The organism is Paracoccus luteus (assembly GCF_004522155.1).
In the GTDB taxonomy this organism is placed as follows: Bacteria; Pseudomonadota; Alphaproteobacteria; order Rhodobacterales; family Rhodobacteraceae; genus Paracoccus; species Paracoccus luteus.
In genome coordinates, this window is the sequence record NZ_SDEA01000014.1 from 1 (window position 1) to 25,188 (window position 25,188).

Annotated in this window: 27 protein-coding genes and 5 tRNA genes; 24 read left to right on the forward strand and 8 right to left on the reverse strand. The window is 67.1% G+C overall.

Annotated features, from left to right (window positions below):
• The 14 genes from EPA64_RS13900 to EPA64_RS13965 all read left to right on the forward strand — a co-directional run.
• On the forward strand, positions 1-260 hold a 260-nt coding region (locus EPA64_RS13900; protein WP_181953519.1), incomplete at its 5' end, for an anhydro-N-acetylmuramic acid kinase.
• Positions 261-380: 120 nt separating this feature from the next.
• Complete coding sequence (locus EPA64_RS13905; RefSeq protein ID WP_134726930.1) at positions 381-1,241, forward strand: PRC-barrel domain-containing protein; 861 nt, start codon at positions 381-383, stop codon at positions 1,239-1,241.
• 164 nt (positions 1,242-1,405) lie between these two features.
• Positions 1,406-2,692, forward strand: coding sequence for a hypothetical protein (locus tag EPA64_RS13910; protein ID WP_134726931.1), 1,287 nt, complete (start codon positions 1,406-1,408; stop codon positions 2,690-2,692).
• 172 nt (positions 2,693-2,864) lie between these two features.
• Positions 2,865-2,941: transfer RNA gene (locus tag EPA64_RS13915), tRNA-Asp, on the forward strand.
• A 27-nt stretch (positions 2,942-2,968) separates the two neighbouring features.
• Positions 2,969-3,045, forward strand: a tRNA-Asp gene (locus EPA64_RS13920).
• Positions 3,046-3,072: 27 nt separating this feature from the next.
• A tRNA-Asp gene (locus EPA64_RS13925) sits at positions 3,073-3,149 on the forward strand.
• A gap of 27 nt (positions 3,150-3,176) precedes the next feature.
• Positions 3,177-3,253, forward strand: a tRNA-Asp gene (locus EPA64_RS13930).
• A gap of 113 nt (positions 3,254-3,366) precedes the next feature.
• A complete protein-coding gene (locus tag EPA64_RS13935; protein WP_134726932.1) occupies positions 3,367-3,828 on the forward strand; it encodes an SspB family protein in 462 nt (153 codons plus the stop codon).
• A gap of 168 nt (positions 3,829-3,996) precedes the next feature.
• Entirely contained in the window at positions 3,997-5,394 is a 1,398-nt protein-coding gene (gene fumC, locus EPA64_RS13940; protein WP_134726933.1) for a class II fumarate hydratase, read from the forward strand.
• A gap of 2 nt (positions 5,395-5,396) precedes the next feature.
• Positions 5,397-5,747, forward strand: a complete 351-nt coding sequence (locus tag EPA64_RS13945; RefSeq protein ID WP_134726934.1) for a VOC family protein — start codon at positions 5,397-5,399, stop codon at positions 5,745-5,747.
• Positions 5,748-5,752: 5 nt separating this feature from the next.
• Entirely contained in the window at positions 5,753-5,944 is a 192-nt protein-coding gene (locus EPA64_RS13950; RefSeq protein ID WP_134726935.1) for a DUF4169 family protein, read from the forward strand.
• Complete coding sequence (locus tag EPA64_RS13955; RefSeq protein ID WP_134726936.1) at positions 5,937-6,197, forward strand: ribbon-helix-helix domain-containing protein; 261 nt, start codon at positions 5,937-5,939, stop codon at positions 6,195-6,197. The genes EPA64_RS13950 and EPA64_RS13955 overlap by 8 nt, the downstream gene beginning before the upstream one ends.
• Before the next feature lie 54 nt (positions 6,198-6,251).
• A complete protein-coding gene (locus EPA64_RS13960) occupies positions 6,252-6,995 on the forward strand; it encodes a YebC/PmpR family DNA-binding transcriptional regulator (RefSeq protein ID WP_134726937.1) in 744 nt (247 codons plus the stop codon).
• Positions 6,992-7,594, forward strand: a complete 603-nt coding sequence (locus tag EPA64_RS13965) for a LysE/ArgO family amino acid transporter (protein ID WP_134726938.1) — start codon at positions 6,992-6,994, stop codon at positions 7,592-7,594. Before EPA64_RS13960 ends, EPA64_RS13965 begins: the two co-directional genes overlap by 4 nt.
• Here the strand turns inward: EPA64_RS13965 and EPA64_RS13970 are convergent.
• The 3 genes from EPA64_RS13970 to thrS form a co-directional block, all read right to left on the reverse strand.
• Positions 7,591-8,223, reverse strand: a complete 633-nt coding sequence (locus EPA64_RS13970) for a DsbA family oxidoreductase (protein WP_246026773.1) — start codon at positions 8,221-8,223, stop codon at positions 7,591-7,593. The two genes, EPA64_RS13965 and EPA64_RS13970, sit on opposite strands and share 4 nt — an antisense overlap.
• A 91-nt stretch (positions 8,224-8,314) precedes the next feature.
• Entirely contained in the window at positions 8,315-8,521 is a 207-nt protein-coding gene (locus tag EPA64_RS13975; RefSeq protein ID WP_134726939.1) for a cold-shock protein, read from the reverse strand.
• 224 nt (positions 8,522-8,745) lie between these two features.
• Entirely contained in the window at positions 8,746-10,695 is a 1,950-nt protein-coding gene (thrS, locus tag EPA64_RS13980) for a threonine--tRNA ligase (RefSeq protein WP_134726940.1), read from the reverse strand.
• Between the two features lie 200 nt (positions 10,696-10,895).
• On the opposite strand from thrS, the gene EPA64_RS13985 reads away from it, so the two are divergent.
• On the forward strand, positions 10,896-11,630 hold the full coding sequence (locus EPA64_RS13985; RefSeq protein WP_134726941.1) for an alpha/beta fold hydrolase: 735 nt from the start codon (positions 10,896-10,898) through the stop codon (positions 11,628-11,630).
• On the opposite strand, the gene EPA64_RS13990 is transcribed toward EPA64_RS13985, so the two are convergent.
• A complete protein-coding gene (locus EPA64_RS13990) occupies positions 11,631-12,125 on the reverse strand; it encodes a pyridoxamine 5'-phosphate oxidase family protein (protein ID WP_134726942.1) in 495 nt (164 codons plus the stop codon).
• 79 nt (positions 12,126-12,204) lie between these two features.
• Positions 12,205-13,548, reverse strand: coding sequence for a polyhydroxyalkanoate depolymerase (gene phaZ / locus EPA64_RS13995; RefSeq protein WP_134726943.1), 1,344 nt, complete (start codon positions 13,546-13,548; stop codon positions 12,205-12,207).
• 95 nt (positions 13,549-13,643) lie between these two features.
• On the opposite strand from phaZ, the gene phaC reads away from it, so the two are divergent.
• The 5 genes from phaC to EPA64_RS14020 all read left to right on the forward strand — a co-directional run bounded on the left by phaC (position 13,644) and on the right by EPA64_RS14020 (position 18,951).
• Positions 13,644-16,181 carry a class I poly(R)-hydroxyalkanoic acid synthase gene (phaC, locus tag EPA64_RS14000; protein WP_134726944.1) on the forward strand — a complete coding sequence of 846 codons (2,538 nt, stop codon included), beginning with the start codon at positions 13,644-13,646 and terminating at the stop codon, positions 16,179-16,181.
• Between the two features lie 134 nt (positions 16,182-16,315).
• Positions 16,316-16,804: a Phasin gene (locus EPA64_RS14005; RefSeq protein ID WP_134726945.1), complete on the forward strand. Its 489-nt coding sequence runs from the start codon at positions 16,316-16,318 to the stop codon at positions 16,802-16,804.
• Between the two features lie 106 nt (positions 16,805-16,910).
• On the forward strand, positions 16,911-17,579 hold the full coding sequence (gene phaR, locus EPA64_RS14010) for a polyhydroxyalkanoate synthesis repressor PhaR (protein ID WP_246026774.1): 669 nt from the start codon (positions 16,911-16,913) through the stop codon (positions 17,577-17,579).
• A 57-nt stretch (positions 17,580-17,636) separates the two neighbouring features.
• Positions 17,637-17,726 (forward strand) — tRNA-Ser (locus tag EPA64_RS14015).
• Positions 17,727-18,114: 388 nt separating this feature from the next.
• Positions 18,115-18,951, forward strand: a complete 837-nt coding sequence (locus tag EPA64_RS14020) for a protein NO VEIN domain-containing protein (RefSeq protein WP_134726946.1) — start codon at positions 18,115-18,117, stop codon at positions 18,949-18,951.
• 3 nt (positions 18,952-18,954) lie between these two features.
• Here the strand turns inward: EPA64_RS14020 and EPA64_RS14025 are convergent, their stop codons facing one another.
• Genes EPA64_RS14025 through EPA64_RS14035 form a run of 3 tightly spaced genes read right to left on the reverse strand, consistent with a single transcriptional unit; the run spans position 18,955 to position 21,115 of the window.
• A complete protein-coding gene (locus EPA64_RS14025; protein WP_134726947.1) occupies positions 18,955-19,338 on the reverse strand; it encodes a hypothetical protein in 384 nt (127 codons plus the stop codon).
• Positions 19,335-20,660, reverse strand: coding sequence for a recombinase family protein (locus EPA64_RS14030; protein WP_134726948.1), 1,326 nt, complete (start codon positions 20,658-20,660; stop codon positions 19,335-19,337). Before EPA64_RS14030 ends, EPA64_RS14025 begins: the two co-directional genes overlap by 4 nt.
• A complete protein-coding gene (locus tag EPA64_RS14035; protein WP_134726949.1) occupies positions 20,660-21,115 on the reverse strand; it encodes a DUF2924 domain-containing protein in 456 nt (151 codons plus the stop codon). The genes EPA64_RS14030 and EPA64_RS14035 overlap by 1 nt, the downstream gene beginning before the upstream one ends.
• Before the next feature lie 390 nt (positions 21,116-21,505).
• Between EPA64_RS14035 and EPA64_RS14045 the strand changes: the two genes are divergently transcribed.
• From EPA64_RS14045 to EPA64_RS14060, 4 genes are all read left to right on the forward strand, one after another.
• Positions 21,506-23,755 carry a hypothetical protein gene (locus EPA64_RS14045; protein ID WP_134726950.1) on the forward strand — a complete coding sequence of 750 codons (2,250 nt, stop codon included), beginning with the start codon at positions 21,506-21,508 and terminating at the stop codon, positions 23,753-23,755.
• A 78-nt stretch (positions 23,756-23,833) separates the two neighbouring features.
• Positions 23,834-24,079: a hypothetical protein gene (locus EPA64_RS14050; protein ID WP_134726951.1), complete on the forward strand. Its 246-nt coding sequence runs from the start codon at positions 23,834-23,836 to the stop codon at positions 24,077-24,079.
• 99 nt (positions 24,080-24,178) lie between these two features.
• Positions 24,179-24,901 (forward strand): RNA polymerase sigma factor, encoded by a 723-nt coding sequence (locus EPA64_RS14055; RefSeq protein WP_134726952.1) that lies wholly within the window; start codon positions 24,179-24,181, stop codon positions 24,899-24,901.
• Between the two features lie 84 nt (positions 24,902-24,985).
• Positions 24,986-25,180 carry a hypothetical protein gene (locus tag EPA64_RS14060; RefSeq protein ID WP_090734972.1) on the forward strand — a complete coding sequence of 65 codons (195 nt, stop codon included), beginning with the start codon at positions 24,986-24,988 and terminating at the stop codon, positions 25,178-25,180.
• The last annotated feature ends 8 nt before the right edge of the window (positions 25,181-25,188 follow it).

The following is a 25,188-nucleotide window of genomic DNA, read 5'->3' on the forward strand; positions in this document are numbered from 1 at the left end:
TGGCGCTGCTGCCCGACCGGCCTGCCCGCATCCTGGTCTGCGGCGGCGGGCGCCACAATGCGGCGCTGATGGCGGCGCTGGCGGCGCGTTGCGGAACCGGGGTCGCGCCGGTCGAAACCCTGGGCCTGGACGGCGACATGATCGAGGCGCAGTGCTTTGCCTGGCTGGCGGCGCGGGTGGTGCGGGGACTGCCCACTTCGGCCCCCGGCACGACCGGCGCGGCGCGCCCCGTGTGCGGCGGGCGCATCAGCCCGCCCTGACGCCGCGCACAGGTCCGGGGCCGGTCAAAGGCCAAGTGGCGGGAACGAAAGCCGGAAAGGCGACGTTATGGCCACGATGCGCGGCACGATCGCCGCGCGCTGAAAACCGGAGGACTATCCATGAAAGCCCTGCTTCTCGCCGCAACCTCGTCGCTGGCGCTGACCGGCTTTGCCGTTGCCCAGACCGCGACCGGCACGACTGACACCGCCACCCCCCCGGCGACCACGATGGAACAGGCCGGCGACAATGCCGCCAACGCCGTCGGCGACGCCGCCGCCGCCACCGGCGACGTGATGGAAGGCGCCGCCGACCGTGCCGAGGGTGCAGTGGACGCCGCGGGCAACGTGGTTGACGAATCGGTGACCACGTCGCCCGCCGACGCCGCCGAAGACAGCGCCGACCGGGCCGAGGATGCGGCCGATTCCGCCGAGGATGCCGCGGACGCCGCCACCACCGCGGGCAGCACGACGATGACCACCACGGAAACCGCGCCGGCGACCTCGACCACGACCACGGCGCCGATGACGTCGACCAGCACGGACACGGCGACGACCACCACGACGACGGACGCCACCACCGCCGCCCCGGCCGACGCTGTTGTCGTCGCCCCCGACGTGAACGCCCCGGTGATGAGCGCGGACAACCCCGGCATGCTGGGTTCGTGGATCATGAACCGCCGCATCTGGACGACCAACCAGCCGTCCAGCACCGCTTGGGCCGACACGGAACTGACCGAGCGTCCGGCGGACTGGGCCGACATCGCCAAGGTGGATGACCTCGTGGTGGACGCCGACGGCAACCTGCAGGGCTATATCGCCGACATCGGCGGCTTCCTGGGGATCGGCGCCAAGCAGGTGCTGCTGGGCAAGGACGCGCTGCACTTTGTCCAGGTCGGCGACGACGCGTTCTTCGCCACCAACTTCACCAAGGAAGAGCTTGAGGCGCTGCCCGACTTCGACGCCACGACGGTGATGCGCTAAGCCTTCCGCCCTCGCGGGCGACCAGGCCGGAATGCAGGGAAAGGGCGCCGCTTTGGCGCCCTTTTCGTTGATCGGCGGAACCCTGCCACCTGTCGCGGGTTTGAAAGCGAGGCCTGAGTCACCGGCGGGCGCTCTGACAAGAAAATCACCGAAAGGGTAATCTCATGATCAAGCAACTGCTCGGAACGGCGGCCGTGCTGTCCTTTGTCGCAGGCGGTGCGCTGGCGCAGACCGCGACAGACGCGACGCCGCCCGCGACCGACCCGGCTGCGACGGCTGCGGACAGCACCGCGCCCGCTGCCCAGCCTTCGGACACCACGGCGGACGCGAACGCGACGGACGCCGCCGCAGGCACCGATGCCGCAACGACCGATGCGACCGCCACCGGAACGGCCACGGCGACCATGCCCGCAACCGATGCCACCGCCCCTGACGCCGCGCCGGCGACGGACGCGACGGCAGGCGCCGCCTCGACCGCGGTTCCGATGGCGGGCGGCGGCCAGGTCGTGGTCGAGCAGGCCGAGCCGGTCGTGAACGTGGACGTGCCCACGCCTCAGGTCACGGTGAACCAGCCGGCCCCGCAGGTCACGGTGGAACAGCCCGAACCGACCGTCACCGTCACCCAGGCCGCCCCCGAGGTGACTGTGCAGCAATGCGCGCCCACGATCACCGTGACGCAGGCTGAACCCACGGTCTCGGTGAACATCCCGCAGCCCGTCGTGTCGGTCGCGATGGCCGACCCCGAGGTGATGGTGGGCGAGACCTCGCCGGTCGTCACGGTTGAGACGCCCGAGCCGGTCGTGACCTTCGTCCAGCCCGAGCCGCGGGTCGTCGTCCAGGGCGCCGAGGCGCAGGTCAACGTGACCGAAGCCGAGCCGACCGTGAACGTGACCAAGGCCACCGAGGCCCAGGTCGAGATCACCCAGAACCAGGCCGCAGTCACGGTCGATCAGGGCGGCGAGGCGCAGGTGACCGTCGCCGAGGCCCCCGAGCCGAACGTGCAGGTCGAACAGGCCGGCGAGGCGCAGGTCCAGATCCAGCAGGGCGAGCCGACCGTGAACGTCACCGGCGCGGATGCCGCCGCGACCGGCACCGTGGCTGCGACCGGAACGGCGGTAGCCGTTGCCCCGGTCATGGCGACGGACATCGCGCTGCGCGAAGGCTATAGCGCCGTCGATCCGGTCGAGGTTACGAACCAGGGCTTGGACGGGCTGCAGGTCTTTGCGTCGAATGGCAGCGACTATGACGAGATCGGCGAGATCGACTCGTTCATCCCGGAAACCAACACCGCGATCGTTGCGGTGGGCGGCTTCCTGGGGATCGGCGAACGCCAGGTCGCCTATCCGCTGGACCAGATCTCGTTCCAGCGCACCGCCGCAGGCGACCTCGAGGCGTATGTCGGCACGCCCGCCGACCAGATCCAGAACCTGCCGCCCTATACCGCGAACTGACGGGCAGGGGCGGACGATCCGCCTATACCGCGACTGAAAGGAACCCCGCCCCGCGCGGGGTTTCTCCTTTTTCGGGCCTATCTGCCGCTTGCCTTCCGATTGGCGCTTGACCTCATCCGCGCGGCTTCGTAAATGCCCGGCACCCCAGAGGCGATCTGGGTGTGGTCGCTGCGCGGTTGTAGCTCAGTTGGTTAGAGTACCGGCCTGTCACGCCGGGGGTCGCGGGTTCGAGCCCCGTCAACCGCGCCACCACCACCGATCGCCCCGGGCCGATGCGCGGTTGTAGCTCAGTTGGTTAGAGTACCGGCCTGTCACGCCGGGGGTCGCGGGTTCGAGCCCCGTCAACCGCGCCACCACCACCGATCGCCCCGGGCCGATGCGCGGTTGTAGCTCAGTTGGTTAGAGTACCGGCCTGTCACGCCGGGGGTCGCGGGTTCGAGCCCCGTCAACCGCGCCACCACCACCGATCGCCCCGGGCCGATGCGCGGTTGTAGCTCAGTTGGTTAGAGTACCGGCCTGTCACGCCGGGGGTCGCGGGTTCGAGCCCCGTCAACCGCGCCATCATCCCTTCCGAAAAGCCCAGCCCCGCCGATGGTTTCGCCATCGTGCCGCTAGCCCTTTTCAACGCCCCTCGATTCCCTATGCTGGCCGCGATGCGAGGCAGGGGACGACAGATGGCGCGCGGAATCGACTATGGCGGGATGATGCACCGCGCGATGCAGGGGCTGATCGCCGATGTCCTGCAGGGCGTGGCCGATGGTGGCCTGCCCGGAGAGCATCATTTCTTCATCACCTTCGACACCCGCGACGAGGGGGTGCAGATGGCCGACTGGCTGCGCGAGCGTTACCCCGAGGAGATGACCATCGTCATCCAGCACTGGTTCGAGAACCTGACCGTCACCCACGAGGCGTTCACCGTCACGCTGAACTTCGGCAATGCGCCCGAACCGCTCTACATCCCGTTCGACTCGGTCCGCACCTTCGTCGATCCTTCGGTCGAGTTCGGCCTGCGGTTCGAAACGCAGGACGGCGACGAGGACGAGGACGAGGACGACGAGGATGACGCCGATGACGCGGCCCCGGACGCGCCGCAGGGCGGGGCCGAGGTCGTCAGCCTGGACAAGTGGCGCAAATAGCCGCCGGCGGCCCCCGCGGGCCTTGGGCGCGCCGCGATCCCGGACCTGCCGCATCGGCAGGTCTTTTGCGTCCGGCCACCGCATACCACGGCATACCGATTGCGAATCCGCCGGTCCGGCCCTAGAACCCCGGCGCAACGCGCACAGCGGCCAGCCTGCGAGGGAACCATGACCAAAACCACCCGCACCGAAACCGACAGCTTTGGCCCGCTTGAGGTGCCGTCCGACAAATACTGGGGCGCGCAGACCCAGCGGTCGATCCAGAACTTTCCCATCGGCTGGGAACGCCAGCCCACGGCCATCGTGCGCGCGCTGGGCGTCGTCAAGCAGGCGGCGGCGCAGGTTAACATGGCCACCGGCAGCCTGGACCACGGCATCGGCCGCGCGATGGTGCAGGCCGCGTCGGAAGTGGTCGAGGGCAAGTTCGACGACAACTTTCCGCTGGTCGTCTGGCAGACGGGGTCCGGCACCCAGTCGAACATGAACGCCAACGAGGTCATCAGTAACCGCGCCATCGAGATTCTGGGCGGCGAGATGGGCTCGAAAAAACCCGTCCACCCGAACGACCACGTCAACATGGGCCAGTCGTCCAACGACACCTTCCCGACCGCGATGCACGTCGCCATCGGCATGGTCGCCCGCGACGTGCTGCTGCCGGGGCTGGAAAAGCTGGCCGCTGCGCTGGAGGCCAAGTGCTGTGAGTTCAAGGACATCATCAAGATCGGCCGGACGCACACGCAGGACGCGACACCCCTGACCCTTGGGCAGGAGTTTTCCGGCTACGCCCATCAGGTCCGCATGGGGATCGGGCGGGTCAAGCTGTGCCTGCCGCAGATCTATGAGCTGGCGCAGGGCGGCACCGCCGTCGGCACCGGGCTGAACACGAAAAAGGGCTGGGACACGGCCATCGCCGCCGAGATCGCGAAGATCACCGGCCTGCCCTTCGTGACCGCGCCGAACAAGTTCGAGGCGCTGGCCGCGCATGACGCGATAGTGTTCTTTTCCGGCGCGCTGAAAACCGTGGCCGTGTCGCTGTTCAAGATCGCCAACGATTTGCGGCTGCTGGGGTCCGGCCCCCGTTCGGGCCTGGGGGAACTGATCCTGCCGGAAAACGAGCCGGGGTCGTCGATCATGCCGGGCAAGGTGAACCCGACGCAGGCCGAGGCGCTGACGATGGTCTGCGCCCATGTCATGGGCAACGACGCCGCCGTGGGCTTTGCCGGCAGCCAGGGGCATTTCGAGCTGAACGTCTATAACCCGATGATGTCCTATAACGTGCTGCAATCCATGCAGCTGCTGGGCGACGCGGCGGGCAGCTTTACCGACAACATGGTCGTCGGCACGCAAGCCAACATCCCGCGCATCGACAAGCTGATGAAGGAATCGCTGATGCTGGTGACGGCCCTGGCGCCGACCATCGGCTATGACGCCGCCACCAAGGTCGCCAAGACCGCCCACAAGAACGGCACCACCCTGCGCGAGGAAGCCGTCGCGCTGGGCTATGTGGACGAGGAAACCTTTGACCGGGTCGTGCGCCCGGAACTGATGATCGGACCCGAGGACTGAAGATGCGCATCGTTCCCCAGCTGATGTTCGAGGGCCGCGTGGACGAGGCGCTGGATCTGTGGCGCCGCGCCTTTCCGGCGATGACCGTCATTCCCGGCACCCCGGTCGAGGTCGAGATCGCGGGCCAGCCCCTGCGCCTGCTGGACAGCGCCATCCCGCATGGCTTCGGGCTGACGCCCTCGTTCTCGCTGACCGTGACCTGCGCGGACGAAAGCGAGCTGCGCGCGCTGGCCGATGTCCTGGGCAAGGGTGGCGAGGTGCTGATGCCGCTGGGGGCCTATGACTTTGCGCCCTGCTTTGTGTGGCTGGTCGATGCGGTCGGCGTCAGCTGGCAGCTGATCGTCAGGCCCTGAACGGCGTGGGCCGCGTGGTCAACCTGCGGCAGGCGCGCAAGGCCGCCGCCCGCGCGGCCGACCGCAAGGCGGGCGACGAGAATGCCGCCCGCTTTGGCCGGACCCGGGCGGAAAAGTCGGCGGACGCCGATGCGGCGGACCGCGCCGCGCGCCATCTGGACGCGCACCGCCGTGACGGTGAAGGCGCCGATGAATGACCGGCTGGACCTGCCGCCGCTGACCCCGCCGGTCAAGCGGTCGATCACCATCGACGGCCATGCGACCAGCGTCAGCCTGGAAGATGCGTTCTGGCGCGGACTGTCGGCGCTGGCGCGCCGGCAGGGCACGACGCCCGCGCGACTGATCGCGCAGATCGATCACGGCCGCCCCGCCGCTGTGGGGCTGGCGACCGCGATCCGGCTGGTCGTGCTGGCGCAGGCGCAACTTGCGCGCGGACCTGACGGCGAATAGAACCCGCCGCAATCGGCGGCGCGGCCGCCCAGTGCAGGCAAGACGGGGTTCATCATGGCAGGCCATTCCAAATGGGCCAACATCCAGCATCGCAAGGGCAAGCAGGACAAGCTGCGCGCCAAGCTGTTTTCCAAGCTGTCCAAGGAAATCACCGTCGCCGCCAAGATGGGCGACCCGGACCCCGACAAGAACCCGCGCCTGCGCCTTGCGGTGAAAGAGGCGCGGGCCAGTTCTGTCCCCAAGGACGTGATCGACCGCGCGATCAAGAAATCGCAGGGCGGCGACGCCGACAGCTATGAGGAAATCCGCTATGAGGGCTATGGCCCCGGCGGCGTGGCCATCATGGTCGAGGCGATGACCGACAACCGCAACCGCACCGCGTCGAACGTGCGGTCCTATTTCACCAAGAACGGCGGCGACCTGGGGCAGACCGGATCGGTCGCCTTCATGTTCGACCGGGTGGGCGAGATCGTCTATCCCGCCGGCGCGGGCGACGCCGACACGGTGATGATGGCCGCGCTTGAGGCCGGGGCCGACGACGTCGAATCGGACGACGAGGGGCACTGGATCTATTGCGCCGACAGCGCGCTGGGCGACGTGGCGGCGGCGCTGGAATCGGCATTGGGCGAATACCAGTCCGCCAAGCTGATCTGGAAGCCGCAGGCCCCCGCCGAGGTCGGCGACATGGAGGCCGCGCAAAAGCTGATGAAGCTGATCGACACGCTTGAGGACGACGACGACGTCCAGACCGTGACCGGCAACTTTGACCTCAGCGAGGATGTGGCGGCGCAACTGTGACGCCATCGTTCCTGACGGGCCTTGTGACGGGCCTGTCGCTGATCGTCGCCATCGGGGCGCAGAACGCGTTCGTGCTGAAACAGGGGCTGCTGCGGCAGCATGTGTTCGCCGTCTGCGCGTTCTGCGCCGTGTCCGATGCGGCGCTGATCGCGGCGGGTGTCGCGGGGGCGGGGGCCATCGCCGAACGCGCGCCGTGGTTTCTGGCCGCGATGCGCTGGGGCGGGGCGGCGTTCCTGACATGGTACGGGCTGCGCGCGCTGGTGTCGGCCTGGCGCGGCGGGCAGGGGCTGCACGCGGCGGGGGCGGCCGTGCCGTCGCTGGCCGCGACGCTGGCCACCATCGCGGCGCTGACCTGGCTGAACCCGCATGTCTATCTGGACACGGTCGTCCTGCTGGGCGCGGTGTCGGCCAGCCAGCCCGACCGCCTGAGTTTCGCCTTGGGCGCGATGAGCGGGTCGTTCCTGTTCTTTTTCTCGCTGGGATACGGCGCGCGGCTGCTGGTGCCGGTGTTCGCGCGGCCCGCCGCGTGGCGGGTGCTGGACGTGCTGATCGGGGCGGTGATGCTGGCGATCGCCGCCGGGCTGGTGCTGGGCGGCTAGGCGGCCGCCAGTTCGTCGATGACGCGGCGCCAGACCTCGGCCGGTTGCGCGCCCGGCACGACATGGCGGTTGCCGATGATGAAGGTGGGCACGGCGCGCACGCCGCGTTCGCGGGAATGCGCCTCGGCCGCGGCCACCGTCTGGCGGTCGGCGTCGCTGTCCAGCAGCCGCGCGACCACCGCGCGGTCCATGCCGGCCGCGGCGGCGATGTCGGCCAGCACGGCGGCGTCGCCGATGTCGCGCCCCTCTCGCCAGTGCGCGGCCAGCAGCAGACCCATCACGCGGGTCTGCGCCGCCTCGATCCCGGCCCAGTGCAGCAGACGGTGGGCGTCGGCGGTCGAAGGCTCGCGCGCGATGGCGGGCAGGTTCAGCGCCAGCCCCAGCCGTTCCGCCGCCTGCATCAGCGGACGATGCGCGGCGACGATCCCCGCCTCGTCCCGGAACTTGCCGCGCAGGTATTCGCCGCGGTCCATGCCCTGCGGGGGCAGGTCCGGGTTCAGCCGGAACGGACGCCACACGATGGCGAAGGGGTGGTTGGGGCGGCTTTCCAGCGCGTGATCCAGTTCGGCCTTGCCGATCAGGCACCACGGGCAGACCGGGTCCGCAAAGATGTCGAGCGATATGGCCACGCGGTCCGTCCTGTTCGCCTTGCGGGCAAGGCCCGGGATGGACAACGGCCCACGTTGCCGCAGGCCGTGGGAATCGTTGATGATCAGCGGATCAAAGCAGCTGAAGATCCGACGCCGAGGCGCGGCCGTCACGGCCCGACTGCAGTTCGTATTGAATCTTCTGGTTGTCGTTCAGGCCGGTCAGCCCCGCACGTTCGACGGCGGAGATATGGACGAACACGTCCTTGCCGCCATCATCGGGCGCGATGAACCCATAGCCTTTGGTGGAATTGAACCATTTGACGGTGCCGGTCGCCATGACCTTACTCTCCTTCAAGTCCTCGGACCGCGAGATTGCCGTCCGAGCCGTGCAGCCCTTTCGCAGTCCGGCTGCCCCGTGAAGGGAGGCGGTAGAAAGACATGCTCACGCAAACGAGAGGATGCCCGAATCGGAACCGAACGCAAGACCAGTTTCAGCCAAAAGGATGACGTTGCGTCAACCTTTCGGCGGAAAATGACCGATGCGCCGCGGCGGGGTGCGTTTCAGCGCAGGTCGGGCGGTGTCGCCTCGGCCGCCAGCGCCGTCACCGCATCCGCCAGCGACGCCGATTCCGTACCCTGCTTGTCCAGCCGACGGATCGAGACGCTGCGGCCCTCGACCTCTTTCATGCCGATGGCCATGATGACCGGCACCTTGCCCAGCGAATGTTCGCGCACCTTGTAGTTGATCTTCTCGTTGCGCAGGTCTGCCTCGGCGCGGATGCCGGCGGCGGTCAGCGCGGCGACCACCTCGGCCACATAAGAGTCGGCGTCCGACACGATCGAGGCCACCACCACCTGCCGTGGCGCCAGCCACAGCGGCAGCTTGCCGGCAAAGTTCTCGATCAGCATGCCGATGAACCGCTCGAAGCTGCCCAGCACGGCGCGGTGCAGCATGACGGGGCGGTGCTTCTGCCCGTCGTCACCGACATATTCCGCATCCAGCCGTTCCGGCAGGTTCGGGTCCACCTGCAACGTGCCGCATTGCCAGTCGCGGCCGATGGCGTCGGTCAGCACGAATTCCAGCTTGGGACCATAAAACGCGCCTTCGCCCTCAAAGATCTCATAGCTGTGGCCGGCGGCGGTCACGGCGTTGGCAAGCGCCGCCTCGGCGTGATCCCAGCTTTCGTCCGTTCCGATGCGCTTTTCGGGGCGCGTGGACAGCTTGATGCGCCATTTGTCAAACCCGAGGTCGGCGTAGACGCCCGACAGGAACTCGATGAACCGGCGGGATTCGGCCTCGATCTGCGCCTCGGTGCAGAAGATATGCGCATCGTCCTGGGTAAAGCCGCGCACGCGCATGATACCGTGCAGCGCGCCGGACGGCTCATAACGGTTGCACGACCCGAACTCGGCCATCCGCAGCGGCAGGTCGCGATAGGATTTCAGGCCGACGTTGAACACCTGCACATGGCACGGGCAGTTCATCGGTTTCAGCGCGTTGACGGTCTTTTCGCGGGCGTGTTCCTCGTCCACCTCGACGATGAACATGTTTTCCTGATAGTTTTCCCAGTGGCCCGACTGCTCCCACAGCTTGCGCGAGACGACCTGCGGGGTGTTCACCTCGACATAGCCACTGCTCCGCTGCTGGCGGCGCATATAGTCCTGCAGCGTGGTGTAGATGGTCCAGCCGTTCGGGTGCCAGAAGACCTGGCCCGGCGCCTCTTCCTGCATGTGGAACAGGTCCATCTCGCGGCCCAGCTTGCGGTGGTCGCGCTTTGCGGCCTCCTCCAGCATGGTCATGTGGGCCTTCAGCTCGTCGCGGTTGCGGAAGGCGACGCCATAGATGCGCTGCAGCATCGGCCGCGTGTTGTCCCCCAGCCAATAGGCGCCCGCGACATGCGTCAGCCGGAAGGCATCGGCCGGCAGTTGTCCCGTCGATTGCAGATGCGGGCCGCGGCACAGATCCTGCCAGTCGCCGTGCCAATACATGCGCAGGGGCTGGCCTTCCGGGATGCGGTTCACCAGCTCGACCTTGAACGGCTCGCCCGCGGCCTCGTAGTGCGCAATCGCGCGGTCGCGGTCCCAGACCTCGGTCCGCACGGGCTCGCGGGCGGCGATGACCTGCTTCATCTTCGCCTCGATTGCGCCGAGGTCTTCGGGGGTGAAGGGTTCCGCGCGGTCGAAGTCATAGAACCAGCCATAGTCGCGGACCGGGCCGATGGTGACCTTCACGTCCGGCCAGATTTCCTGAACCGCGCGGGCCATGACATGGGCAAGGTCGTGGCGGATCAGTTCCAGCGCGGGCGCGGCGTCCTTCATCGTGTTGATGGCGATGCGGCCCGAGGTCTGGATGGGCCAGGCGAGATCGATGTGGTCGCCGTCCAGCGTCGCGCTGATCGCGTTCTTGGCAAGACTGGGCGCGATCGAGGCCGCAACCTCGGCCGCCGTGGTTCCCGCGGGATAATCGCGCGCGTTGCCATCGGGAAAAATCAGGGAAATCTGCTCGGCCATGTCTGGCTCCTCGTCGGTCTGGCGCCCACGGAACGCCCGGTTGCGGGTATGTGCCGGCGGTTTGGCGCGGCGCGGCGGGCGTGTCAATGCGGCCGGGGCGCGTGGCGGGCCGCCGATGCGGGGGTTTCACACCCCCCATCGTCGTATACGACGATCCCGTGGGATATTTGGGCCACGATGAAACACAACGGAGGGATGCGATGATCCATGTCACCCGCGCCGGGCGCAGGCTGGGATATGACCTGCTGCAGGGGAAGGGACCGGGCGTCGTGTTCCTGCACGGGTTCCGTTCGGACCGGCAGGGGACCAAGGCGCTGGATCTGCAGGATTGGTGCAGCGCCACCGGGCGCGCGATGCTGCGGTTCGACCTGGCCGGACACGGAGAGTCGGGTGGCGCGGTCGAGGACTTCGGCATCGCGGACTGGCTGGACGACGCGCGGGACGCCATCGACGCGCTGGCGCCGGGGCCGCAGATCCTCGTCGGCTCGTCGTTGGGCGGGTGGCTCGCGCTGCTGCTGGCGCGGGACCGGCCGGACCGCTGGGCGCGGCTGGTCACGATTGCCGCCGCGCCCGATTTCACCACGCGGATGCAGCAGGCGTTCACTGACGATGACCATGCGGCGCTTGCGCGGCGGGGATTCGTGACCCGGCCCAGCGACTATGGCGAGGACTACGTGTTCTCGCGCGTGCTGTTCGAGCAGGGGGCGCAAAGCCGGGTGTTCGCGGGGCCGCTGCACCTGCCGATGCCGGTGCGCTTTCTGCAGGGCACGGCGGATGCGGACGTGCCCATGTCCGACGCGGTCGCGCTGATCGGGCATGCGACCGGGCCGGACATCCGCCTGACGCTGGTCAAGGACGCCGATCACCGCTTTTCGGGGCCGGGGGAACTGGCGATGATCCGGGCCGCGGTGGCCGATGTCGGCGGGGCGGCGTGATCAGGTGAACCTGACCTGGAAATGGTCGCCCATGTCGGGCTCGGCCCCGGTCAGGCGGGCCTTGGCGACCTGATAAAGAAAGGCAAGGCCGCTGTCGGTGGCCCAGACCTCGGCCTCGGTCAGGGTCAGTTTCAAAAGGCGGATGTCGTCATCGCGCTTGCCATCCTCGAACCAGCTGGCGGCGACGGTGTTCCACAACTCGTCCAGCTTGGCCGCGTCGTTCGACAGCGACAGCTGCCCCTCGATGCGGGCATAAAGCTTGCCCGAGCCGTCGCCGACGGCGTGGACCGCCTGCTGCGGGCCGTCACGCAACGCCTTTTCGATGTGCACGCCCTCGGCCGTGATGAACCACAGCGCGCCCTGGTCGGGGTCGGCATAATGCGACATCGGGACCAGCCGCCAGTCGGGCGCGCAGCCCAGCATGCCGGCGTTGATGCCGTCCAGCCGCTGCCAGAACGTCGCGCGGTCGTCGGCGGTGGGGGTGGTTCCGGCCATCTCGTCTCTCCCGGCCGCGGGATGCGGCGTGCGGGGGATGAACCCGGCAACCGTGGCCGGGTTCCGGGCGGCGCGCCGGTCAGACCGCGATCTTGGCGTCGTCCTCGGGGCCGAGGGGGCTGGTGTCGCCCACCACCTGACCGCCGCGCTTGCGCTTGGTGCGCGCCGCGAGGTCGCTGCCGGAGTGTTCGTCCATGAAGTCCAGCACAAGCGGGCGGATGTTCAGGCGCCAGCTTTTCCCGGCGAAGATGCCGTAATGGCCCGCGCCGGGCTCCAGATGCTGCGCCTTTTTCGAATCCGGCACGCCGGTGCACAGCGCCAGCGCCGCGACGCACTGGCCGGGGGCCGAGATGTCGTCGTTCGCGCCCTCGACCGTCATCACCGCCACGTCGCGGATCTTGCCCAGATCGACCGGCTGTCCGTTCACGGTGAATCTGTTCTGCGCGATCTCGAGGTTCTGGAAGATGCGCGCGACCGTGGACAGATAGAACTCGGCCGTCATGTCCATGACCGCCAGGTATTCGTCATAGAACTTGTTGTGCTTGTCGCCCTCGGACGCCTCGCCGCGGGCCTCGGCGACGATCTTGTCCATGAACGCCTTGACGTGGGTTTCGGAGTTCATCGCGATGAAGGACGACAGCTGCGCCAGCCCCGGATAGACCATCCGCCCTGCGCCCCGGTATTTGAACCCGACCTGCTGGATGGCCAGATGTTCCAGCTGGCCCATCGTGACGCGGTTGCCGAAATCCGTGACCTCGGTCGCGGCGGCGTCGGGGTCGATGGGCCCGCCGATCAGCGTCAGGCTGCGCGGCTGGGCCGAGGGATCCTGTTCGGCCAGCATCGCGGTCGCGGCCAGCGCCAGCGGCGCGGGCTGGCAGACCGCGACGACATGCAGGTCCGGCCCCAGATAGCGCATGAAATCGACGAGATAGGCGGTGTAATCCTCGACGTCGAACTTGCCCTTGCTGACGGGGATGTCGCGGGCGTTGTGCCAGTCCGTCACCCAGACGTCGCAATCCTGCAGCAGCGACGTCACGGTGGACCGCAGCAGCGTCGCGTAATGCCCCGACATCGGCGCCACCAGCAGCACGCGCCGCGCCATCGGTTCGCGCCGGGCCACGCGGAAATGGACCAGATCCCCGAACGGCCGCCTGACCGCGGGTTCGACATAGACAAGGTGGTCCTGACCTTCGGCGCCGGGGACTGGGGGGATTTCCCAGTCGGGCTTGATGACCATGCGGGCAAAGCTGCGTTCGGTGACGCGGCCCCACGCGCTCATCAGCTTGAACATCGGATGGGGGAACAGCGCGAACACCGGATAGGACGCGATGGCGCGGGCGCTGGCGCCCATCCATTCGTTCGTGTTCCGTACGGTTTCCATCGCGTCATAGGACACGATGCCGCGCAGACCCTTGTATGCCATTGATGATACCCCGTGAGTGCCGCGACTGCACATCCGCTTTACGATGCTGACAGGGCGCGCATAATGGAATGCGAGCCTAGGGAGGATTTTCGGCGATGGCAAGAAAACCTGACGAGAACGGTGCGTCGACCGACGATCCCCTGGCCTCGGGGGCCGAGATTTCCGCCCCTTCCGAACTACGCCGCAGCGCAGAAAAAACCAGCGACGCCGCGGGCTTGGAGGGGCAGGGCGCCGACCGGAGCGGGGCCGGGCGCCCGGACCGGGCGAAAGCGGGATCGGACGGGCCGGGCGACCCGGACGATGCGGTGAGCGAATCACCTGCCGCGGGCGAAGGTGCCGACGGCGCGGCGCGCCGCGCGTCGGGCGCAGGTCCGGCCGCGGACACGGCGCAAGGCGGTGCGTCGGACGCAGAGCCAGCGGCGGCAGACGACACGGCGCCGGACGCGGGCGACGGCGGCGACGACGCGGACGACCCGAACGACGGGGCGGTTGCGTCTGCGGACCCCGCCGGCCAGCGCGCGCACGCCGCCGCCGTCCGCGCGTCGGCCGCGCGGGGAACAGCGGCGCGGGCCCGGACCAAGGACCGGACCGACGATCCGCGCACCGGAACCCGCAAGCCGCCAAAGCCGCCTGCCGGCAAGGCAGCCGCCGACGCCGCCAAGGCATCCGACGCGCCCGCATCGGACGAGTCGCTGGCCGAGGACGCGCCCCCCCGCGCGACCCCCGCCGCGGATCGCCCCGCGTCGGCGATCGACCGCCATCCCGAAGCCCGGACCGAGGCTGTCGCCGCCGAAACCCCGCGCTATCCGGCCCCGCGCGCGGATGACGCGACAGCGGACGGCGACCCCCAGCCGCTGGACGAGGCGAACCCGCTGACCGCCCCGTTGCTGCCTGCCAAGCTGGCCGAGAACATCGAGCGGATCGAGGTGCTGGGTCAGCGGCTGGTGCGGGCGCTGGCGCAGCGCACGCCCACCTCGCCGGCGGTCGAGGCGCCGGGGCCGGAACTTTACGCCTCGGCGGTGCAGGGCTGGATGAAGCTTGCGTCCGAACAGCCCGCCCGCATCATCGAGAACCAGGTCCGTTTCTGGGGCGACACGCTGCGCCATGTGGCGCAAGCCCAGCAGGCCTTCGCGCTGAACGGTTTTGCCGCGCCGCCCGACGACGCGCCCGATGATCGCCGCTTTTCCAATCCGCTGTGGCGGACCAATCCGTTCTACAGCTTTGTGCGGCGGCAATATCTGATCAACGCCGAGGCGCTGCGTAACGCCATCGCCGACTTGGAGATCGAGGCCGCCGTCGACCGCCGCCGCATCGACTGGTTCACGCGTCAGATCATCGACATGCTGTCGCCCACGAACTTTCTGGCGACGAACCCCGACGCGCTGGAAAAGGCCATCCAGACCGAGGGCGAGAGCCTTGTGAAGGGCCTGGAAAACCTTGTCGCCGACGTCGAGGCGGGCGGCGGGCAGCTGGTCGTGTCGCTGGCCGACCGCAACGCGTTCCGCGTCGGCGAGAACATCGGCACCACCCCCGGCGAGGTCGTCCACCGCACCCGTTTGTTCGAGCTGATCCAGTACACGCCCACGACCGAGCAGGTCCACAAGACCCCGCTGGTGATGTTCCCGCCGTGGATCAACAAGTTCTATATCCTCGACCTCAAGCCGCAGAACAGCCTGCTGCGCTGGCTTGTCGAACAGGGGCACACGCTGTTCGTGGTGTCGTGGAAGAACCCGGACGAGAACTATGCCAACACCGGCATGGACGACTATGTGTCGGCCTATCTCGAGATCACCGACAAGATCTTGGAACTGACCGGCGAGCCGAAGCTGGACGCGATCGGCTATTGCATCGCGGGGACCACGCTGGCCCTGACGCTGTCGGTGCTGAAGCAGCGCGGCGACGACCGGATCAACTCGGCCACGTTCTTCACGGCGCTGACCGATTTCTCGGACCAGGGAGAGTTCACCACCTTCCTGCAGGACGATTTCGTCGGCGGGATCGAGGAGGAGGTGGCGCGCAGGGGCTATCTGTCGGCCAAGCTGATGCAGCGGACCTTCAGCTTTCTGCGGGCCAACGACCTGGTCTGGGGACCGGCGATCCGCAGCTATATGCTGGGCGAGTCGCCGCCCGCGTTCGACCTGCTGTTCTGGAACGGCGACGGCACGAACCTGCCCGCGCGGATGGTGACGGAATATCTGCGCGGCCTGTGCCAGCGCAACGGGCTGGCGACCGGGGGCTATCCGGTGCTGGACGCCACCGCGCATCTGCGCGACGTCACCGTGCCGCTGTGCGCGATCGCCTGCGAAGCCGACCATATCGCGCCGTGGAAACACAGCTGGGCCGGCATCGCCCAGATGGGATCGCCCGACCGGACCTTTATCCTGACCCAGTCCGGCCATATCGCCGGCATCATCAACCCGCCCGGAAAGGTGAAATACGGCCACTATGTCTCGGACGCGGGGTTCGGCGGCACGCCCAACGACTGGCGCGAAAAGGCCCAGCATCACGAGGGCAGCTGGTGGCCGCGGTGGGGCGAATGGCTGGCCGAACGGGCAGGGCCGATGGTTCCGGCCCGCACCCCGGCGAACTCGCTGGGCGCCGCGCCGGGCACCTATGTCCATGAAACGGTCTGAGGTCCGGCAAAGCGCCGGTCCGGAATGCTGCACTGCAGCATGACCCTCTTGCAATGCTGCGTTGCAGCAACTATAACTGTGTCATGATGATTGACCGGGGCAGCGCGCCGCTGCTTCCGCAGAGGAGACGACCGATGGCCAAGACCCCCGACTTTACCAAGACCTTCCAAGACATGATGCAGAAGATGCCCGTCGACACCTCGTCGATGACCGATGCGTTCAAGTCGCAGACCGCCTTGGGCGAGCGCATGACCCGCGTCGCCCTGGACGCCGCCGAGCGTTCGACCGAGATCTCGGCCGCCTGGGCCAAGGACACGCTGGCCCGCATGGGCGAGCTGACCACCAAGAAAGAGCAGCCGGCCGACTATGCCAAGGCGATGAGCGACTTTGCGTCCGCCGCCGCCGAACTGGCCGCCGAGCACATGGCTGCCTATGCCGAAGTCGCCAAGAAGGTGCAGATGGACACCGTCGACCTGCTGATGAACGCGGGCAAGGAAGCCGGCGCCGACATGCAGCGCATGGCCGAAAAGACCACGCGCGACGTGCAGGAAGCCACCCGCCAGGCCACCGACGCCACCCGTCAGGCCACCGACGCGGCCAAGAACATGATCAACAAGGGCTGATCGGCCCTTGTGATCGTCGCGGGGCTGGACGACAGCCCCGAGGTTCCGCCCCGCGGCCCCACGGCCGCGGGGTTTTCGTTTGCCTTTCGCCATGCTGCGCCGCATCATGCTGCGTATGCAACACACCCGGTCAGCCATGCCCGCCGATGCGCCCGCCAAGCCCCTGCTGGTCAAGCGTTATGCCAGCCGCAGGCTGTATAACACCGAAAGCAGCGACTATGTCACGCTGGAGGAGATCGCCCGCGTGATCCGCGAAGGGCGCGAGGTCCGCATCGTCGATCTGAAATCCGGCGACGACCTGACCCGGCAATATCTGCTGCAGATCATCGCGGAACACGAAAGCCGGGGCGAAAGCGTCCTGCCCGTGGACGTGCTGACCGACCTGGTGCGCAGCTATACCGCGCAGGCCCAGTCGGTCGTGCCGCAGTTCCTTGCCGCCAGCTTCGAGATGCTGCGCGACGGTCAGTCCAAGATGCTGGAACAGTTTTCGGCGTTGCAGCATCCGATCGCCTCGATGCCCGGCTTTGCCGAGATGCAGCGCCAGCAGCAGAAGTTCCTGCGCGCGATGATGGCCGGCTGGGGCGCACACGGCGCAAGCGGCCCCCAGCGCGAGGAGGACGTGCCCGCCGCGCCGTCCTCCGACGCGCTCCCGGCCGCCCCCCGGCCGGGGTCCGCCGCCCAGCCCGACACGGCGAAACCCGCCGCCGGGGACGCATCGATGGACGACATCCGCCGGCAACTGGCCGAACTGCAGGCGCGCATCGCCCGCCTGTAAATCCGCCGCCGCCCGCCCTTGCGCCCTGCGCGCGCGCAAGCTAAATCCCCCGGGCACGGACGGTTGGCCGAGTGGTCGAAGGCGCACGCCTGGAAAGTGTGTAGGCGGGGAACCGTCTCGAGGGTTCGAATCCCTCACCGTCCGCCACATTCAGATACTGAATCCGTCCAGGGGCCCCGATTGGGGCCTTTTTTCTTTTTGTTTCAAAGGGCGTTGGCCGGGCCATCCGCCCTTCGGAGACTGGACGCTTGACGCAGAACGGGTCTCCGAATGGCCTGCGTCTCTCTTTGAACGCCCCTCAACGGCCGCGGGACGGTGCGAAACATCCTCGTATTTCCAATGGGTTGTCAGGTTCATGGGGTCGCCCCGTTCGCGAGATAATCCGGTGACGGAGACCAACACGAAGGCGCAGGGCGGTCAGAAGGACGGCTCAGTGGCGGCCTATCCCCAAGTCCGGCGGAAGCGTCCGAAGCGAGCCAAGACCCTGCCAGAAGTCTCTGATGACAAACAGACTTCGCGCCCATAGCCTGGCGCAATGTCGAACGGGCCTTGGACGGATGCAGAGAACGACCTGATCGTCGCGGATTACTTCGCGATGCTGGCCGACGACATCTCCGCGCGCCGCTACAGCAAGGCCGAGCATCGCCGGGCGCTCCTGCCGCTACTGAACAACCGGTCCGAGGGGTCCGTCGAGTTCAAGCACCAGAACATCAGCGCGGTTCTGAAGGGGCTCGGCGAAGACTGGGTCCCCGGCTACAAGCCTGCGTTCAATTTCCAGATGACCTTGGTGGATGCCGTGGCGCGATGGCTGGCGCTGAACCCGGCCTGGCTCGGGCGCCAACCTGGGCTGCAACCCGGTGCTGGCCTGCGCGAGGCAGCGCAGATCTGGATCGGACCGCCGCCGACGCTGTCGAACCAGCCGCCGCCGCAGGAACTGGACCAGATGCTGCACATCGCCCGCAAGTTCGACGTGGCGGGCCGAGACGAGCGCAACCGGGCCCTCGGCCGCGCGGGAGAGGAACGTGTGCTGGCGCATGAACGGGCGTCTCTTCGCTCGGCAGGACGGGACGATCTGGCGCGCAAGGTACGCTGGGTGTCGGAGGAGGATGGCGATGGCGTGGGCTACGACATCGCGAGTTTCGCCCCGGACGGTCTCGCCCGGCTGATCGAGGTCAAGACGACGAACGGATGGGAGCGCACGCCCTTCCACATCACCCGCAACGAACTGGCCGTGGCCGAGGAGCGCAGGTCGGAATGGCGTCTGTTCCGGCTCTGGAACTTCTCACGCGAGCCGAAGGCGTTCGAGTTGCATCCGCCGCTGGACGCGCATGTCTCCCTGACCGCGACGACGTTTCAGGCGAGCTTTCACTGAGGATCAGTCGAACACCTGCCCCGGCTGTTCGTGCCATGGCAGTGCCGCGACATCGGACAGTTTCAAAAGGGTCACGGCGGGCACCTCGCGCTTGTAGACCAGTCGCTTGAGGACCCCCGGCGCGAGATAGGCAAGCCGCAGCTGTCGGCTGACATGGCGTTCGGCCAGCCCCACGGCTTTCGCCAGATCGGTGACCGTATTGAACTCACCAGCCTCCATGCGCCGCCGCCAGCCCCAAGCCCGGCCTATGGCGCGCAGGATATGCGGATCCTGCGTCCGGTCTTCACTGGGCATATAGGTGGCGGGCGGCATGATCTTCGGCCGCCCGTTCTGCTTGCGGAGCTTGAGCGGCACGAAGATCTGGATGGACTCGTCGGGTTTCATCATTCCGCCGCCACCTTCTTTCGTGGCGCCATCATGTCGCGCATGACGCCCGAGACGCCGTCGGTCCGGACATCGATCACCAGCCCCTCAGACGTCACGGTGACCCGGCGCACCAGCAACTGCACGATCCGGGTCTGCTCTGCAGGGAACAGCTGGCCCCAGACGTCATCGAACGTCTGCAGCGCGGAGATCACGTCGGCCTCGGCGAAGGCGTGACCCTCGCGCGCCAAGTGGGCAATGACCTGTGCCGTGATCGACGGCGCGCGCATCACCCGCCGCAACTCGGTCACCACAGCCGCTTCCACGAGGTCGGCAGGAAGGCGGCGCGGGATGCCCGCGTCGCTGGGTTCGCGATTCTTGATGACGTCCATCGAGACGTAGTACCGGTATCGCCGCGCGCCCTTCTTCGTGCTGCTCGGGGTCATGGCGGCGCCCGTGGCCGTAAAGATCAGACCCTTGAGCAATGCAGGCGCCTGTGCGCGGGTGTTGTTGGCGCGCTTTCGCGGGTTCTGCCGCAAGATGGCATGGACCTGATCCCACAGCTGCTCGTCGATGATGGCCTGATGTTCGCCGGGATAGGCCTTGCCCTTGTGGACGGCGTCGCCGCGATAGACGCGGTTCATCAGCACTCTGTAGAGATATCCCTTGTCGACCAACGTGCCCTGCTTGTTGCGGAGCCCTTTGCGGCGCAGTTCACGGGCCAGCACGGTCGCTGATCCGACCTCGACGAACCTCTCGAAGATGCCCCGCACGGTGGCAGCCTCGTCTTCATTCACCACGAGCTTGCGGTCCTTCACATCGTACCCGAGCGGGACATATCCGCCCATCCACATGCCCTTCATGCGGGAGGCGCGAACCTTGTCGCGGATGCGCTCTGCCGTGACCTCGCGCTCGAACTGCGCGAAGCTGAGCAGGATGTTCAGCGTCAGCCGCCCCATGGACGTGGTGGTGTTGAAGGACTGCGTCACCGAGACAAACGTCACGCCGTTGCGGTCGAAGACCTCGACCAGCTTCGAGAAGTCCATCAGCGACCGCGACAGGCGGTCGATCTTGTAGACGACCACCACATCGATCAGGCCGTCCTCGATGTCGGCCAAAAGCTGCTTGAGGCCGGGCCGTTCCAGCGTCCCGCCCGAGATCCCGCCGTCGTCATACTGATCGCGGACCAGCACCCAGCCCTCGGAGCGCTGGCTGGCGATATACGCCTCGCAGGCCTCTCGCTGTGCGTGCAGGCTGTTGAACTCCTGCTCCAGCCCTTCCTCGGAGGACTTGCGCGTGTAGATGGCGCAGCGCTGGCGGCGGACGGGATTTGCGCGCTGATCCATCAATCATTCCCCCGCTTGCGTTCGCGCAACCCGAAGAAGCGGTAGCCATTCCAGCGCGTCCCGGTGATTGCCCGCGCGATCGCGGACAAGGATTTGTAGGGGCGCCCCTGCCACTCGAACCCGTCCCGCAAGACCGTGATCGTGTGCTCGACCCCGTTCCATTCGCGGATCAGCCTCGTGCCGACCACGGGATTGCGAGGATCGGCGATCTGGCTCTTGCGTGTCAGGGTGCCGCCGACCTCATCGGCCAGCAGGTCCAGCATGCGTCGGGTTTCGCGATCAGGACCGCCATACGTCAGCTCTTGGATGCGGTAGGCCAACCGGCTCTCGAGGAACGCTCGGCTGTTGTTCGGCGCTGCCGAGGCAAAGATCGTCTGCCACTCTGACTTCAGCTGGGTGACGGACATGGACTTCAGCGCTGCTAGGCGCGCGGGGATGGGATCGGGCTTCGTCATGCATTTCTCCGGTGAGTTGGAGTTGCATGACGGCATTGGTCGTCGGGATAGTGTAGGCAACGTTCTCCAGTATTGTCAGATACTTCACGCCTATCCTGCCCGAGCAGCCGAACCAGCCCGAGCGCCAGCAGGCCACACAGTTCGGCGCGGCGTTCGGCGGCGGTCATCTGGTCGGGAGGTAGCGGATTGGGGCGGTTCATGTCTCGGTGGCCGTGTTTGATGGTGTGCTACCGATCAAAAGCCACCCAGCCGTCCGAGGTGGGACATCTCAGCGGAACGGGATGCGGAAATGCGAACAGGGAGAGAACATCAGGGCTTGCCGATCACGGATTTGTCCATGATTATCGCAGGTTGAATCAATCGAGAGCAGTAGTTCATTGAGGTGAGTTCATGGCGCGCAAAGCATCCCCGATCGGTCCGCATGTTCTGGCGCTGATCGAGGATGCGCGCGTCGACCTCGCCCGAGCTGCCCTTGCCGTGCGCGAGGGAGACAATGAGCCGGAATTCAAGCTGCCCGAGGACGTTCCCGACCTCGCCGACGAAGAAGCGGTCGAGGCGTTTCGGCAAGCACTTGTCGAGACGCTGTCAGATTTCGACCGCGATGAGCTGCGACCTGCGGAGCAACGATCACGAAGGATCCGGGCCCTCGCCGAGAAAAAGGGCGTCACCTCGCTCACCACCATTGTCGAGCAACAACTCGATGAGACACGGTCGCAGGAGTTTCACCGGCAGCCAGATGAGCTCTGCAGAAGCATCTGGGCATATCTCCATGAACGCGAAACCTTCGAGGATGCGGAGAGCTTTCACTTCGCCCGACAGTTCCGCGACCACGGCAAGCTCTACGACGCCTTCGAGGTCGAACTGGAGAACCAGGTAGCCCTCGACGCGGCGGCCATCGACGAAAAGGCGCTGGCGTCCAAGATCAAGGGCATGCTCGAGCTGAAGCCCGAGATATCCTGCACGGTCAAGGCGCTCGATCTGCCTGCCACCGATACGCACCCTGCGTCCATCATGCTGATCGTCCGGCACGGTGGCCCGCTTTCGAGCGTCTACGATCACCGGCAAGACGGAAGGCGGGGAACCATCTACTACCGACCGCCGAACGAGGCGACGTTGATCTACACGCCTTCAATGCGGCAGATCGAGGTCTGCGCGGACAGCCCCGTGGTGCGCCAGACGGTCAGCGACTCCTTCGCCGAAGTTGCGCTAGGTCACGACATCTCCCAGAAACCGCTGACCTGGAAGCGCTATAATCTTTCGCGCTTCCGCTCTTCGCTTCTTCTGCAGCCCCCTGAGATCGAAGGGTACGCGTTCGAGTTCGCGCGCGTCATCGAAGCCGAGATCCGGCTGGGAACCTGGCGCCGCAAGCTTCAGCTCAAGGTGACGGTCGACGATGACATCCAGGAGGTTGCCGACCGATATCTCGGGGCGCGGAACATCTTTCGGCGCGCCGAAGCGTTCAGCCGGATCACCATCGCGGTGGCCTACAACCTGATCGGCGATGACAAGCAGCGGACGCTCAATATCACGATTGCGGGCACGAAGAGCTGCAACCTGCAGAGCAAGCCCGATCCGGAGGAACGCAGCCTCGGCTTCGCGCTGCTCAAGGAATGGGGAATCCTGAGCGCGTTCAGGCAAATCGCGCATGATGACCTTCGCGCGATATTTCCCCAGCTTGTTCAACTCCACGACCGCATCGAGGACGAGGTCAGCGGAAGTTATCTGCTGGAACTCGGGCTTGACCCGAAGCGTCTCATCGAAGGCGGCCTGCTTGAGCGCCGCGACCGTCAGGACGTGGTTCTCATCGAGGACGACGAGGTCGACGGGGAAGGCGCCGTCAAGCCGTCGGCAACCGAAGGCATGATCCAGGCTGTCGGTCCTTTCGGCGAAGATGTCGGTAAGCGCCCCGCGTCGGATGTCGAGATGTTCGCGATCAACGCTCAGTGGCTTCACGAGACGCTCATGCGCCTAATGAAGCCGCTGCTGAGCAAGCGGGCGGCCCAGATCCTGGACCCGGACCTGACCCTCGTCGGCGCCATCCAGATCGATGAGGCAGATGTGCCCGTCTATTTCGCCCGGCGGCTCAATGATCCCAAAGCTGCGCAGAGACTGGATCTGATGTTGCGCGCGCGGGGCACCGCTGGGGTGGGCATCGTCTTCGCCGCGAGCGAGGAGATGCCGTCACATCTTGGGCCTAACGTCGTCATGCCGCTGCTGTCTCATCTCGCATCGGCGGACGAGGAAATGCTGTTCGCGCGCGACGGAATAGAACTCGCGTACCGAGACGGTCTTTCACTCGCACGCGGGGGCGTGTCGCCGCGGGTGGTTCGGACAGGCAAGCAGTCCGGCACGCTGTTCATTCCTGGCAGGGAGCCGCTTCACCTCGCTGGGAACGATCAACTTACAATCTTCGAGCGCCTTGTGGTCGCAGCCGCGAAAGGCAGTCCCGACGTTCAGGTAAAGGCGCTGATGGAAGGCTTTGAGTCCAGAAGCCCCCAGCAGGCGTTCCGGAAGGAGACCTGGGACAGCATCCGGGACGTCTATATCGGCAAGGGTGCGAAGAACGGATATTGGCGACTGCTACTCACTGCGCAGCCAACCGAAGCCGTGACCGAGCCAGCCGAGGAAGCGACCGTCTAACAGCGGTCTAACATGCGGCGGGAGACGGTCTAACAAGCCGCTGATTACTGGAAGGGCTCCACATAGAGGAGCACTTCCATGCCGACTCCCTTCCCCCCGCGCCAGGCAGCCCAGACGAGCTGGTCCGGCGTCGCGAAGACCAAGCCCACCACCCACGACTCGGAATGGCGCTGTACGCGCTGTGACAAGCTGCTCGGCGTCTGTCGGGACGGCCGCATGCACCTGCGCTTCGCGCGGGGGCACGAGTATCTCGTGGGCTTTCCGGTTCAGGCCACCTGCCGCGGCTGCGGCACGCTGAACAACGCGACCGCACCCGCGCGCTGACGCGCGCATTCACCCAACCCCCTGAAATCGCAGAGACGCGCGACGTCCTGACCTGGCCACGAGAAGGCGCCGGACGCCTGGCCGCAAGGCAGGCGTCCGATGTCCTTCGCGTGGCACGAGATCCGTGATCACCTCATGCATTCATCCTCCAACCTTCACTTTCAGCGCAGTTTCGACGCCATCCGGCGTGCGCAGGCCGCCCTCGCGCCGTTCCGCGATCCGGCGGCCCTGCTGGACGGGCTGCACCGCACGCCCGGCGATCAGGGCCAGAAGAACGTGATCCTCTCCGCGCTCGTCAGGGCGGCGCAGGGCGACGGGCCCGCGTCCGACTGCGCTCTGACGCTGCTGTTGCTGGCACTCTGGCCCGGCCTCGACGCCATCCGCCGCCGGTCGATCTGGCGCAGGATCGGCACCGCCGACGAGATCGCGTCCGACGTGCTGGCGCGCACCACCGAGGCGGTCCGCGGCCTCGACCTCGGGCGCGTCAACTGGATCGCGGCGACGGTGCTGCGGAATGTCGAGCGCGACATGATCCGCGTGCGCCAGCGCGACCAGGCACGCGAACATCTCGCCAGCAGCGCCGATCCCGACGAGGTGGTGGACAGCGGCGACAGCGGGATCGGCGCGGCCGGGTACGCGCGACTGAACGGCGCCGTGCGGAAGCTGTTCGGCGATGACGCGCTGCTGGTGATCCGCGTGGCGGTCGAGGGCTTCTCCCAGGCGGAAGTCGCCGTGGAACTGGGGCTCACCGAGGCCGCCGCCCGCAAGCGGTACCAGCGCGCCATGCGCCGGCTGCACGACGCCCTCGAGGAAATCCCCTGAGCCGATGTCCCGATCCGGTCCCGCCGGTGGCTTTTCCCATTCGAGCGCCGCGAGCGCCTTCCCTCCAACCGAAAGCAGACACGCATGAACCGCACTGCCGATCTGTCGCTCGAGGATTTCAGGCGTCTTCCGGGGCTCTATCGCCGCTGGGAGCTGACCGAGGTCTGCGAGCCCAACCGCAACTATCAGATCGAGGACGCCGGCACCCACGCCGACGGGACGCCGCTGCTGGCGATCTACGTCGCCGAGCCCGCGCCCGACGTCCGCGAGGCCGCGTGATGCGCCTC